Below are 13,212 nucleotides of genomic sequence, written 5' to 3'. Positions count from 1 at the left end.
ATGCCGCCCGCGTTTAAACGAGCGGCATTGAGCGGAATGTTGTACGTTAAACTCTTACCAAATTATAGCTCTCTCGGGTTGAGTATCACTACATCGCCCTGCTTGAGTCCGGTCCTTACTCTGTCCATCTCTCCTAACTGAACTAATCGCGTTTCAACTTCACCACCTTCTTGCAGCACCTTCACGTAGTCCAACTGGCCTACTTGATAAACGGCTTGTTGCGGGATGCGTAAAACGACATCATCCGTTAAGGTTAGCGCGACCTTTGCAAAGGTTCCCGGGTACACGGTATTCGGTGACTCAAATTGCAATTTGACCGTATAACTGCGTGAATTCGCGTCAGCAGAAGGGGTCACTTCCCTGATCGTCGCAGTTGCGCTCACATCATAAGACGGAAATGCCACGTCCACCTGTTTATCGTAACTGACATAAGGCATGACTGATTCGGCGAAGTTAACCTCTATTTCAAGTGATTCCGGGTTGTACATTGAGAGCAAAAGCGATCCGGGCGTTGCGGTATCTCCTCTGTTGATTGGTTTCTGAGTGATTAAACCGTCGAATGGCGCAGTGATGATGCTGTAACCAAAGGTGGTCTCGGCTTCGGAGACCGCCGCTTGAGAACGATTGAAGTTAGCTTGTGCAGTTTGCAGTGTGCTCTCGGCCTGATCAAACTGCGACTGTGGTATCAGTTTTCTGTTCAACAGTGTCTTAACGCGTGCAAACTCCTTTCGAGCGGCGTTAAGTTGCGCTTGTGCAGAAGACAACGCCTGCTCGCTCTGACGAACTCTCGCGTCCAAATCATCACTTTCTAAACGCGCTAACACGTCTCCCTGCTTGACGTTATCGCCCACTTTAACCAGTACCTCAACGACTGAGGCTGTAAGTCGCGCGGCAATATCAGCTTGCTGATCGGCTACTACAACGCCCGGAAATTCCCGCACAACCGGCTCGCTGGTCAACATCATCTCATGGGTTTTGACTGAGCTGGCATCAATCACGTTGGTTTTCGCGGAATGCTCAGTGGGTAACTTTTCGGAGAAAAAACCAGCCATATAGAGAAAAAGAAGCGCGAGCACAATAATTAAAATGATGCCGAGCAATTTGTTATCTAATTTCATTGTTCTTCCTCCACCTGAGGCAATCCATGTCCTTTCGTATTCTGGTATGCGAGGTTATACACCACTGGAACAACCAGAAGCGTAAATACCGTCGAGGCAGCAATACCAAATATGATTGCCCACGCCAAACCATTAAAAATCGGATCGAGGGTGATAATAATATTACCCAACAGCGTAGTCCCTGCGGTGAGCAGTATTGGCCGCATACGCACTACGCCAGATTCAATTAATGCATCATGTAAGCTACGACCCGCTTCCAGCGATTGCTGAATAAACTCGATAAGCACCAGCGAATTACGTACAACAATACCAGCTAGTGCGATCATCCCAATCATCGCCGTTGCAGTAAACAACGCAGGATTTGGGTAGTTGCCAATATCATTACTTAAGATATTCAATATCCAGAAGCCCGGCATGATGCCGATAACGGTAAGAGGAATGGCCAACATGATTATTCCAGACACGGCAGGCAAACCCGTCTGAATCAACATAACCACGAATACACCCAATAGCGCGGCACCATATGCGATGCCAAGATCGCGGAATACATCAACCGTAATCTTCCACTCACCCTCACCACTCCAGACAACATTAATATTCTCCGGAACGCTCCAGGCAACGCCGGCACCATTGCTCAAGTAGGTACGATCCTGCCAATGAACATGTGCATCACTCGCGTGTTTGGTATTTTGATCGGCAATCACATCCGCAACGATCTCCCCAGGTACCCGCCCTACTACCTCGGCATACACATACACGACCGGTTTGAGGTTTTTATGGAATATCGGTTTATCCGCTGCGCGCTTAACAAAATGACCAATTTCTGAAAGCTGGACAACGGGTTGAGGAGCGTCCACAACGGCGCCGCCCATTTCCACTTTTGCAATCCCAGGTCTGCCACGAACATACAGTTGCTCTAATCGGTTTAAATCATCTCTGTCTTCACGACGCAGCTGAACTTCAATCGGCAGCGGGTTCAGCTCCCTGCGATCCGAAATATGACCAAGAGTTTTGGCATTCGCCGCCGTAATTAACGTGTTATTTACCTCAGCAACAGACACACCGGATAACGCCGCTTTTTCCTGATCAACCACAAACTGCCAGGTCTCCAAGTCACCCTGAACACTCGTATCCACCTCTGATACCAACTGCTCTTTGCGCAGGCGATCTGCCACTTTCTCGGCCTGAACCATTAACTCCTCATAAGAGGTGGTTTCGTCGCCATAAACTTCAGCCGTAATGGTCGCGATAACCGGCGGCCCCGGTGGCACTTCCACCAGTTGGATGTCGGCGCTAAAACGCTCTGCTATCTGTTCTAAATCACTTCGTAACCGAGTGACAATTTCATGAGATTGCATAGAACGATGTTTTTTCGGCGCTAATACAATGCGCAATTCTCCTTGGTATGGCTCGCTACGCATGAAGTAATGACGCACCATACCGTTGAAATCCATTGGCGAAGCGGTACCCGAGAAACCAGAAACGCTGGTCACTTCAGGCACTGTCATCAGGTAATCAGAAAAGCTGTATAGTGCATTGGACGTCTCTACAAAGCTAGAGGACTCTGGCATGTTTAACACTAGCTGGAATTCATTTTTGTTGTCGTATGGCAGCAGTTTGAGTGGCACCAAACGTAATGCAGGCAACAACGCGGCGAGCACAAATAACAATGCTACCAATCCCAGGAAGGCCCAGGCTTTTTTGCGGCTTTCTAATAACGGGATTAAGACACTACGGTACAAACGATACATGGTTGAGGATTGGATATCGTAATGGCCGCTTTCTTGTGCGCCAGTGAGAATTTTTTTCGCCACCCAAGGCGTAATCATAAAGGCGACGACGGTACTGAACATCACACTAATCGGCACATTGAACGCAAGAGGCGCCATGTACGGGCCCATCATGCCGGTAATGAAAAACATTGGCGTAAACACAATGACAATCGCTACAGTCGACATTAACAACGCGCTGCGAATTTCTGCCATCGCCAACACAATCGCTTTGGTCCGAGTGATATCCTTACGTTTTAAGTAACGCTCGATGTTATCAATACTGGCGATAGGATCATCAACGATCAAACCGAGTGCTAAGATCAACGCAAACAGCGTTACCCGGTTAATGGAGTAACCAAAAAGTAAGTCCATGCCAAGAGCGGCGCCGTAACTGATTGGAATCGCTATTCCTACAACTAATGCGCTGCGCCAGTCAAGGAACAGGCCGACGAAAACCACAACGGTCAGTATGGAAACACCGAGACTGGAGACCAAATTGTTTACTTTGGCATTCGCGGTTTCGCCATAGTCACGTATGATGGCGACCTTAACTTGAGGTGGGAACTGCTCAGATTCTAGCTGAGCTAGTTTGTCATTCACCGCCTGCGCGACAAGAACCGCATTGGAGCCTTTTTGCTTAGCAACTGAAATGAACACTGCAGGAAGGGCTTGGTCGCTATTTTTGTCTCTGTACCAGGTATCTGACGTTGCCTCACTGGCTCCATCATAGATTCTTGCCACATCTTTTAGATACACAGGCTTACCATTAAGCACCGCGATCACGAGATCACCAACGTCCTTCGAACTGGTGAGGAACTGTCCAGATTCTAAAGTAAAATTACGTCCGTTAATCTGGATATTTTTACCCTGGGTTTTCGCATTGCTGTATTGGATTGCTTGTTCAAGATCATCGATAGTAACTTTAAAATTCGCCATCGCGACGGTATCGAGTTCAATTTGGACTTTTCTCGGCTCACCGCCAATGACTTCGACTTTGTTGGTTGCATCAAGAGACTTAATACCCAAAGTCGCCTGATCTGCGATTCTTCTGAGTTGATGACGATCGAGTATGGATGGATCCGTTGAGTAAAGTGCTGCAACCACAATAGGCACATCATCAATCTCAACCGGTTTAACCAGCCAACTAGTTACGGAAGGTGGGACTTTATCTTGGTTGGAGTAGAGTTTGTTGTAGAGTTTAACTAAGGCGTCTTCGCGGTTTTCACCCACATAAAACCGGACAATAACTTGAGCAGCACCTTCCATCGACGACGAATAAACGTATTCAACGCCGTCTATCTGACTGACTAACTTCTCTAAAGGTTCTGTGATTTGATTTTCGACTTGTGAAGCACTCAGACCCGGTGCAGAAACCAGAACATCGGCCATGGGTACCACGATCTGAGGATCTTCTTCTTTTGGCGTTAGCCACAACGCGGCTGCACCGACCACAAAGGCCAATAAGATCATGATCGGAGGGAAAAAGCTGTTCATCACGGATTGAACAAAACTGCGCTTTTGATTTCCGGGCATCCTACTCCCTCCATTTTTTGATCACATAATTTATGCTTTGGCTGTTTTCATCTTCTCTTCACGCGAGTTGATGACCAGTTTCGCAAACATTGAGCCTGCTAACATTGCAACAAAGAACAAAACAATACTGACATTACCTAACGCCAAACTTGCCACTGCAGGGCCAGGACAAATACCAGCCAATCCCCAGCCTAAACCGAAGATCGCCGCACCAGACAACAATCGAGAATCGATCTTTGTGTTTGTCGGGGTACACATTTCGGCACCACTAACTGATTGTTTTCTCGGCTTGATAATTAAAAAGTAGCTTGGCATAAACACAGCCAGTGCGCCGCCCATCACAAAAGCCAAACTTGGATCCCAATTTCCAGAAATATCTAAAAATCCAATAACTTTCGCCGGATCAATCATGCCCGAAACAGCCATACCCATACCAAACAAAATACCGCTCACAAGCGCAGCAATACGAAAAATAGTGTTGTTCATGGAATCTCTCTTATATAAGGGTCTGTTAACCTTTCGAGGTTAAATTTTGTTCGCGATAAAAGCGTTTTAATCGCGGCGAGAGGTTTGTAGCCTAGTCATTCTAAGCAAAATACCTCTCAACAAAGAGTAAAACGCTTTTAGCCGAACCCTTCGGGCAGCGTTTGTGGAGCCTTTCTACAGCGTTATCGGCTTTTCAGGTAGTAGAACTACACTTCAAACCCTCTGCCTTGTATAAAGGCCCCACAAACGCTGCAAAAATCAGCTCTAAAGGTCAACAGACCCTAAGTGAAGTCGAACAAAAACGGTCAAACCAGCAACGGCCATAAATACACATGTTGCAACGATAGAGCGCTTAGACAAACGCCCCATGCCACAAATGCCATGACCACTGGTACATCCGTTACCTAGTCTGGTGCCAATCCCAACAAGTAAGCCCGCCGCTAATACCAAACCTATTGAAAGATTTGCGGTACTTGGTACGGCTACGCCAAGTAATAAAACACTTACAAAGCCACCGACAATCATGCCAACTGCAAACAGAAGTCGCCATGAATAATCCCCTTTCTTCGGTGACATGATGCCATTCATAATTCCACTGATACCGGCAATTTTACCGTTAACTAACAACAAAACCGTGGCAGAAACTCCCAATAACATGCCACCAAACAACGATTCCCATGGAATGACGTCTAACATTGCTTACCTCTATAGATTATAGTTTAATGCGTTGATTTATATTTAGTTAACTACCAAAAAGAAGTTAAAATACTCAACTACAGAATACACCATGTAGTGCTTTAATTAATGACTCAACTCTCGGTTCAGACAACGAGTAAAATACCTGTTGTGCTTCTTTACGAGCGCTGATTAAATTGTGTTTACGCAACACGGTTAAATGTTGTGAGAACGCGGACTGGCTCAGGAAGGAATGTTTTTGCAACTCCCCAACACCAACCTCGCCTTGTGTTAGTTGGCACAAAACCATTAATCTTTCCGGATGCGCCATCACTTTAAGTAGATCTGCGGCTTCAATTGCGCTGCCTTTCATCTTCACTACGTCCGTTGCTGTATAGCTCATGACTCACCTCTACATTAACAACTAAATTAGAGTTTACTTAACAACAATATTTAGTCAACACTAAATTAGTTTTTATGAATTTAGCTCAATCAACATTAGACACATCTAATTTAGATGTTTATAGTGAGATTATTAAAGGATGGCTGTTTCAGTTTAACAGCTCTAAGGAGAAGAGTTATGACGTTAGAAAATGCAGTAAGAGTGTTTGCCGGGACGATGGTTTTAGTTTCGGTCCTACTCACCGTATTCGTTCACAGTAACTTCATTTGGTTTACCGTGTTTATTGGCGCTAACCTAATTCAGAGTGCTTATACCGGAATTTGTCCTGCCGCTTATTTTTTAAAAAAATTAGGTTTTAGTTAACCTAGATGATTCGAGCTGGCTCTACAATGTAAGTCAGCTCATCCTAAAACTTGGAGTTAATAATGACTAAGATTTTAATCGTCGGTGGTGTCGCTGGTGGCGCATCTGCAGCAGCGCGTGCTCGTCGTCTGAGTGAAGACGCAGAAATTATCATGTTTGAACGTGGCCCATTCGTTTCTTTTGCCAATTGTGGCCTGCCTTACCACATTGGCGGCGACATCGAAGATCGCAGTAAGCTGTTACTACAAACACCAGACAGTTTCTTAGCGCGCTTCAATGTCGATGTTCGTGTGATGAATGAAGTGGTCTCGGTAAACCGTCAGGAAAAGACGGTTACAGTAAAGAATCTTCTTGATGGCTCAGAGCACGAAGAATCTTACGACTTCTTACTGCTTAGTCCGGGTGCAGGCCCAATCGTTCCGCCAATTCCTGGTCTTGATAACCCGTTAACGCACTCATTGCGCAATATCCCAGATATGGATCGCATCATTGAAACGATCCAAATGAACAAACCTGAACATGCGACCGTTGTGGGTGGTGGTTTTATCGGCTTAGAGATGATGGAAGCCTTCCACCAATTAGGCATTAAAACCTCGCTTATCGAAATGGCTGATCAGGTGATGACACCTGTCGACCGTGAAATGGCGGGATTTGCTCACGCTGAAATTCGCGATAAAGGCGTTGATCTAAAACTTGGGGTGGCGCTTGAATCTGTTCAGTTCGTACCTAACGAGCATGTTGCCAGTTTTGACTCCGGTGAAAGTGAAAAGCACCAACACTTAGAAGGCGAACTGGAGCTAACACTGAATAATGGCGAGAAGTTAACGACCGATATTCTCATCATGGCAATTGGTGTTCGACCTGAAACCAAACTAGCGCAAGAAGCAGGCTTAGAAATCGGTGCCCTTGGTGGTATCTATACCAACGAATACATGCAAACCAGCGATCCTTCAATTTACGCTGTTGGTGATGCAGTTGAAGAAAAAGATTTTGTCACTGGCGAGCAGACACTTGTTCCTCTAGCTGGACCAGCAAACCGTCAAGGTCGTATGGCTGCCGATAACATGCTAGGTCGCAAAGAAACTTACCAAGGTACACAAGGTACTGCGATTTGTAAGATCTTCGACCTTGCTGTGGCTTCAACAGGTAAAAATGAGAAACAATTGAAACGCGCTGGCGTTGAATACGAAAAAGTTTACGTCCATACCGCAAGCCACGCGAGTTACTACCCTGGTGCAGAAGTCGTTTCATTTAAAATGTTGTTCGATCCAAAATCGGGCAAGATTTTCGGCGCTCAAGCAGTCGGTAAAGACGGTATCGATAAACGCATCGACGTTATGGCGGTGGCTCAACGCGCAGGTATGACGGTAGAGCAACTTCAACACTTAGAATTGACTTACGCGCCACCTTACGGCAGTGCCAAAGATGTGATTAACCAGGCCGCGTTTGTCGCGAATAACATCATCAAAGGTGATGCAACCGCGATACATTACGATCAAATGGATTCACTGACTGAAGATCAAGTGATACTCGACGTACGTAACCCAGGTGAACTTGAAGAGGTTGGTTATTTCGAAGGTGCAATCAACATTCCTGTCGATCAATTACGTCATCGTATGGACGAACTGCCAAAAGACAAAGAGATTGTGATTTACTGTCAAGTTGGGTTACGTGGTAACGTTGCTTATCGTCAGTTAGTTAACAATGGCTACAAAGCTCGCAATCTTATAGGCGGTTATCGTACCTATCTTCATGCCAAAATGTAATTACTATTAACAAAATTGATAGCCAGCAATAGGATTGCTGGCTATTGTGTAGCGATGACCACGTTACCTGCATACATCAACAACACCAACGTTGGCCATCTAACCAAGCCTAACGAGGTCTTCCTGATTCAGTTAGCTAGCTCACTTCGTTACAGAACCTATAAACTATACACCCAACGCAATAGTTGTATTTGTCATTTTAGCTATTAGCCCACCAACTCGTTTGCGCATCTCACGCCTATCCACAATCATATCTATCGCGCCATGCTCTAAGAGAAACTCACTCCGCTGAAAGTCCTCGGGTAATTTCTCTCGAACAGTTTGTTCAATAACGCGACGTCCAGCAAAGCCGATAATTGCCCTCGGCTCGCCAATGTTAATGTCCCCTAACATGGCAAGACTCGCCGAGACGCCACCCAATGTTTGGTCTGTTAGTACAGAAATATAAGGCAAGCCTCGACTGGATAAACGATTTAACGCAGCGCTCGTTTTTGACATTTGCATTAACGACATCAGAGATTCTTGCATACGAGCGCCACCACTGGCAGAAAAGCAAACTAATCCACAATTTGCATCAATAGCAGCTTCAACTGCCTGAACGAAACGAGCACCTACAACTGACCCCATCGAACCTGCCATAAAAGAAAACTCGAATGCACAGGCAACAACAGGTAAGCCCATAAGTTTTCCTCTTATCGCAACTAAGGCATCTTTTTCTCCTGAACTTTTCTGGGCTAAAGCAAGGCGTTCCTTGTAGCGTTTCAGATCCTTAAAATTCAGCAAATCTTTCGGCTCATGTTCGCTGGCAATCTCAATTTGCTTTCCTTTATCCAAAAAGCAGTCTAATCGGCGGCGTGCCGCCATCCTCATATGGTGATCGCATTTTGGACACACCTCCAGATTCTCCTCAAGGGCTATGCGGTATAAGATCTGGTCACAGGAGGGGCATTTAACCCATACACCCTCTGGAATCGACGCTTTGCGTGTACTGATAATATTCTTCTTATCTAATAGCTTTTCTAACCAACTCATGGGGAAACCTTATCCAAATAACTTTAGTGAGGAGTATTGTATAAGCCTGTTTCTGGTAATAAAGTGCGTAATATTGGTTTTATAATCCAACATAATGGGATTAAATGAAATGCTTGATAAGATTGACCAGCAGTGGCTAAAAAGTTTTCATTGTGTCTATGAGAACAACAGCTTTAAACGGGCTGCGGAATTTCTAAGTTTGCCAACATCAAATGTCAGTCGCCATATCGCTTTACTGGAAGAACGACTGGATATACGACTATTTGACAGAACCACACGCCGAATCGCTCCAACAGATGCAGGAGAGCACCTTTATTTACGCACACAGCCATTGCTTGACAAACTTAATGATGCTCTTGAGGAAGTAACACAGCACTCTCATGAAGTCATGGGGCAGCTTAAAGTTCTAATGCCTGATTCGCCTGCTTTAGCTCAAGCAGTGATTTCTTTTTGTACTCAGCATCCCTCAATTTCATTGTGTTGCGATACAACCATCAACCCGAAAGAGGACTTACTTGATGGGTTTGACGTCATTTTAAGTTTTCACCGAGGAAAGCTCGAAGATAATAATTGGGTAGCTAAGGAGATTAAACGCTGGACAAGTGCTGTTGTGGCATCCCCTAAACTCATACAGGCGTTTTTCAGGCCTTCTCAGATTACCGATTTGAAACACGTTCCGTGTATCAATAGCTTCACCGCGTTAAATGGAACACCGTGGGTCTTCAAAAACGCTAAAGGTGAGCTTATTACTCAAAAGGTACAGTCTTCATTTAAAGTCAATAGTGGGCATCTAGCTAAATCAGGCGCATTAGCTGGTTTGGGGTTCGCTATACTACCAACCGAATCCTGTCGTAATGAGATAAATTCTGGCTCTCTGGAAATTGTAAAAATGGAGTACGAGCCTGAAGATTTGGTTTTGTACGTCTTTTACGCTTCCAGAAAACACTTGGCAAAAAAGATCCCGATGTTTATTGAACACTTACAGCACCAAGCAAATTTAGATAAAAGCACATAGGCAGAAGAACGATATCAATGAAAGGCTTTTCTGAACCACTTTTTAGAGTAGGTGATTAGTTAAGCGAGTTTTTATGCAATTTCTTGTTACATGCCTCGTCATCAAATATGTGATCACCGTTAACAAAAAACTATTAGCAAATAAACAGGTAAGTGTCTCTTCTCACACGTTGATGTAGCCCCTGTCCAATATACAACGATTTTCGTCAACTTCTATTCAGATATCATTCACAAAGTCTTCTAGCATGAGCTTTTCTCATCAAAGAAAGGACAAATTGACAATGTTAGAAATGCCATCAGAAAAATACCGAGCAGCTCCTGTTATCAGCTTTCCACAAAGAACCTGGCCATCAAAGATATTAGACAAAGCCCCCCGTTGGTGCTCAACCGATTTACGAGATGGTAATCAGTCTTTATCTAACCCAATGAATATTGATAAAAAACTCAAGCTCTTTAACCACTTAGTTGAATGTGGATTCAAGGAGATTGAGGTAGCATTTCCATCAGCATCGCAAACGGATTTTGACTTTGTTCGATGTCTGATCGAGAACGAGTTAATTCCAGGTGATGTTACTATTCAGGTGATTACGCAATCCAGATCGGACTTGATTGAGCGAACTATTGATTCTCTAACAGGGGCGTCTAAGGCCATAGTCCATTTGTACAATGCTACAGCTCCGTCTTTTAGAGATATTGTTTTTTCTCAGGATAAAAAGTCTACTCTAGAACTTGCTGTAAATGGGGCTAAACAGATTAAAGCCTTGTGTGAAAAACGTCCTGAAACTGTATGGACTCTTGAGTATTCACCAGAGACATTCAATTTTACGGAACCCGAGTTTGCACTTGAAATCTGTGAAGCAGTAGCGTCCGTGTGGCAGCCAAGTAAGACACGGCAGCTTATCATTAATCTGCCAACAACTGTTGAATGTAACACTCCTAACGTTTTTGCAGACCAGATTGAACACTTCATAAATACATTTAGTTCATTAGAGCACGTTACTATTAGTGTTCACCCTCATAATGATCGAGGTACAGGTGTTGCTAGTGCTGAACTTGCCATGCTGGCAGGAGCAACTCGGGTCGAAGGTTGTTTATTCGGGAACGGTGAACGTACAGGTAATGTTGACTTGGTCACACTCGCACTAAACCTTTATTCACAAGGCATTGATCCTAAATTGCGCTTTTCTGACATTCGGCATACTGTTGAACTCGTCGAGCAGTGTAACGAAATACCTGTTCATCCTCGTCACCCATATGCTGGACGGTTTGTTTTCACCGCCTTTTCGGGGTCTCATCAAGATGCCATTAAAAAAGGATTTTCTTCGCATAGCTCTAAGTTGAAGAGCTTCTGGGATATCCCTTACTTGCCGATAGACCCTATGGATTTGGGGTGTAACTATGAAGAAGTGATTCGTGTAAATAGTCAATCAGGTAAGAGTGGTGCTGCATGGTTACTCCAAGAAAACCACGGATTGTTACTGCCTAAAATGCTCCAAGCCGATTTGAGTAAGAAAGTGAAAAGTCATACCGATAGATCGGGATGTGAAATTAATCTTTCGGAACTATGGCAACTATTCAGACAGTCTTATGGTCTAGTGAATAATTCGACCATAAGCTTGCAGAGCTATCACAGCCAAACAACAGAGCTTGGCCAAAAAATTCAAGCCAAAATTCATCACAACAACAAAATGATAAAATGTGTTGGTTCTGGGAATGGTCTAATGTCTGCGTTGCTAAAAGGGTTAATGGAACAATATGGTTTGCAGGTGAATATCGTTGACTATCACGAGCATACACTCGGTTCACGAACCCAAAGCAAAGCGGCCTGTTATGTGCAGCTACAGTCTACGATTTCTAACCTGAGCTTTTTTGGTGTCGCAATTGAAGAAGATGCAACAAAAGCGTCTCTTCAAGCACTGTTGAATGCCTACTCTAATTTACTACAGACTAACTTAGCGCTTTAATCGTGTTCTAATGGATTAACCATCGGACAATATTCCCTCGGAGACAGCCCTGTTCGACTTTTAAACATCGCGCTAAATGCACTAGGGCTGTCATATCCAATCGCCAATGCAGTATCTAACACACTCCACCCGCTGGCTAAAAGTTCAGACGCATGTAGTAATCGCTTCTGACGCAGCCATTCTGTGAACGTAAGACCTAGCTCTTGCTGAAACCGACGAGAAACAGTTCTTTCACTTTGGCCCAAATACTTGGCAGCATCTGAAGCTGTCCATGGGTGTGAAAGACGCTCTGATACGTTTGTGCAGAGCATGACCAATGCCTCTGTTCTTGGATTGGGGAGGTAAAAACCAATGGGGTTTAGCAAACGTAATTCATCAAGTATCAGTTCAAATATTCGCTCTTCTCGTGTTCCCGCTATCCGAATATCTGGTAGAGATACGGCCTCAACAATTAAACTGGTCAGCAACGACGAAACTTTCGATAGCACACAGGTATTGGGAAGGTCTGCCCTGGCCATAGGATCAACAAAAAGCGTACGAACTCGAACGTCCCCCGTAATTCTAAGGCTATGTGAGATACCAGCAGGTACCCATAGCCCTTGATTCGTTGTCACAACCCACGACTCTGATGGTGTATCCACTCGAATAACACCGCTTAAAGCATGTAAAAACTGAGCGCACTGATGAATATGAGTAGGCTCTACATCCCCATGAGAGTAATTGTGTGCATATGCCAGTATTGGAGGGGCCAACGTCTCGTCACAAAACTTCATAAATGCTCGAGTAAATCCTTATACCGAATGAAAAAATAATGTAACTAACTTATCCAAAATTCTCCAGAAGAAAGATAATCTCTGTTCCCTACAGAATAGTCATTTCAAGTTGCATCAGGGCGTGCTGAAATTCCCATGGACAAAAGTTTGACAGCGTTTGTACTCAATCAGAAAATTTTGGATAGCTTCAGGTATGGAAAGTCGCTTAACTTGCTGTTCATTAGGATGGCGCGTTTCAGTTGCAAACATAGCCTGTTACTTGGACATTTTTCTCTCGAGTGAAGGTGGTATCAATCACTACGTTTTCGAACCT

At 44.5% G+C, this 13,212-nt stretch carries 11 protein-coding genes; 4 read left to right on the top strand and 7 right to left on the bottom strand.

What is annotated here, in order from left to right; translation table 11 throughout:
• Positions 1-62 precede the first annotated feature (62 nt).
• From OO774_RS22130 to OO774_RS22110, 5 genes are all read right to left on the bottom strand, one after another.
• Positions 63-1,118, bottom strand: a complete 1,056-nt coding sequence (locus OO774_RS22130) for an efflux RND transporter periplasmic adaptor subunit (RefSeq protein WP_264906787.1) — start codon at positions 1,116-1,118, stop codon at positions 63-65.
• Positions 1,115-4,423, bottom strand: coding sequence for an efflux RND transporter permease subunit (locus OO774_RS22125; RefSeq protein ID WP_264906785.1), 3,309 nt, complete (start codon positions 4,421-4,423; stop codon positions 1,115-1,117). The genes OO774_RS22130 and OO774_RS22125 overlap by 4 nt, the downstream gene beginning before the upstream one ends.
• A gap of 30 nt (positions 4,424-4,453) precedes the next feature.
• Positions 4,454-4,909: a YeeE/YedE family protein gene (locus OO774_RS22120; protein WP_264906783.1), complete on the bottom strand. Its 456-nt coding sequence runs from the start codon at positions 4,907-4,909 to the stop codon at positions 4,454-4,456.
• Between the two features lie 264 nt (positions 4,910-5,173).
• Positions 5,174-5,605: a YeeE/YedE family protein gene (locus OO774_RS22115; RefSeq protein ID WP_264906781.1), complete on the bottom strand. Its 432-nt coding sequence runs from the start codon at positions 5,603-5,605 to the stop codon at positions 5,174-5,176.
• Positions 5,606-5,678: 73 nt separating this feature from the next.
• On the bottom strand, positions 5,679-5,987 hold the full coding sequence (locus OO774_RS22110; protein WP_264906780.1) for a metalloregulator ArsR/SmtB family transcription factor: 309 nt from the start codon (positions 5,985-5,987) through the stop codon (positions 5,679-5,681).
• Between the two features lie 177 nt (positions 5,988-6,164).
• Between OO774_RS22110 and OO774_RS22105 the strand changes: the two genes are divergently transcribed.
• A complete protein-coding gene (locus OO774_RS22105) occupies positions 6,165-6,350 on the top strand; it encodes a DUF2892 domain-containing protein (protein WP_264906779.1) in 186 nt (61 codons plus the stop codon).
• A 62-nt stretch (positions 6,351-6,412) separates the two neighbouring features.
• On the top strand, positions 6,413-8,116 hold the full coding sequence (locus OO774_RS22100) for an FAD-dependent oxidoreductase (protein ID WP_264906777.1): 1,704 nt from the start codon (positions 6,413-6,415) through the stop codon (positions 8,114-8,116).
• A 165-nt stretch (positions 8,117-8,281) separates the two neighbouring features.
• Here OO774_RS22100 and accD read toward each other — a convergent pair whose 3' ends face one another.
• A complete protein-coding gene (gene accD / locus OO774_RS22095; RefSeq protein ID WP_264906775.1) occupies positions 8,282-9,148 on the bottom strand; it encodes an acetyl-CoA carboxylase, carboxyltransferase subunit beta in 867 nt (288 codons plus the stop codon).
• Between the two features lie 109 nt (positions 9,149-9,257).
• Between accD and OO774_RS22090 the strand changes: the two genes are divergently transcribed.
• Both OO774_RS22090 and leuA read left to right on the top strand, forming a co-directional pair.
• Positions 9,258-10,163, top strand: coding sequence for a LysR family transcriptional regulator (locus OO774_RS22090; RefSeq protein ID WP_264906773.1), 906 nt, complete (start codon positions 9,258-9,260; stop codon positions 10,161-10,163).
• Positions 10,164-10,443: 280 nt separating this feature from the next.
• Positions 10,444-12,126: a 2-isopropylmalate synthase gene (leuA, locus tag OO774_RS22085; protein WP_264906772.1), complete on the top strand. Its 1,683-nt coding sequence runs from the start codon at positions 10,444-10,446 to the stop codon at positions 12,124-12,126.
• On the opposite strand, the gene OO774_RS22080 is transcribed toward leuA, so the two are convergent.
• The gene (locus OO774_RS22080) at positions 12,123-12,899 is read right to left on the bottom strand and encodes a helix-turn-helix transcriptional regulator (protein WP_264906770.1); all 777 of its coding nucleotides are present in this window, start codon (positions 12,897-12,899) and stop codon (positions 12,123-12,125) included. The genes leuA and OO774_RS22080 overlap by 4 nt on opposite strands.
• Positions 12,900-13,212 lie beyond the last annotated feature (313 nt).

This window comes from Vibrio sp. STUT-A11 (genome assembly GCF_026000435.1).
Classification (GTDB): domain Bacteria; phylum Pseudomonadota; class Gammaproteobacteria; order Enterobacterales; family Vibrionaceae; genus Vibrio.
The sequence above is the reverse complement of the archived record's forward strand: the minus strand, read 5'-3'. Positions and strand labels throughout refer to the sequence as shown.

Excerpts from the sequence above, each read along its gene's own strand:
- OO774_RS22110 (WP_264906780.1), bottom strand. The coding sequence starts at position 5,987 with ATGAGCTATACAGCAACGGACGTAGTGAAGATGAAAGGCAGCGCAATT.
- leuA (WP_264906772.1), top strand. The coding sequence starts at position 10,444 with ATGTTAGAAATGCCATCAGAAAAATACCGAGCAGCTCCTGTTATCAGC.
- OO774_RS22120 (WP_264906783.1), bottom strand. The coding sequence starts at position 4,909 with ATGAACAACACTATTTTTCGTATTGCTGCGCTTGTGAGCGGTATTTTG.
- OO774_RS22115 (WP_264906781.1), bottom strand. The coding sequence starts at position 5,605 with ATGTTAGACGTCATTCCATGGGAATCGTTGTTTGGTGGCATGTTATTG.
- OO774_RS22105 (WP_264906779.1), top strand. The coding sequence starts at position 6,165 with ATGACGTTAGAAAATGCAGTAAGAGTGTTTGCCGGGACGATGGTTTTA.
- OO774_RS22090 (WP_264906773.1), top strand. The coding sequence starts at position 9,258 with ATGCTTGATAAGATTGACCAGCAGTGGCTAAAAAGTTTTCATTGTGTC.
- OO774_RS22080 (WP_264906770.1), bottom strand. The coding sequence starts at position 12,899 with ATGAAGTTTTGTGACGAGACGTTGGCCCCTCCAATACTGGCATATGCA.
- OO774_RS22130 (WP_264906787.1), bottom strand. The coding sequence starts at position 1,118 with ATGAAATTAGATAACAAATTGCTCGGCATCATTTTAATTATTGTGCTC.
- OO774_RS22100 (WP_264906777.1), top strand. The coding sequence starts at position 6,413 with ATGACTAAGATTTTAATCGTCGGTGGTGTCGCTGGTGGCGCATCTGCA.
- OO774_RS22125 (WP_264906785.1), bottom strand. The coding sequence starts at position 4,423 with ATGCCCGGAAATCAAAAGCGCAGTTTTGTTCAATCCGTGATGAACAGC.
- accD (WP_264906775.1), bottom strand. The coding sequence starts at position 9,148 with ATGAGTTGGTTAGAAAAGCTATTAGATAAGAAGAATATTATCAGTACA.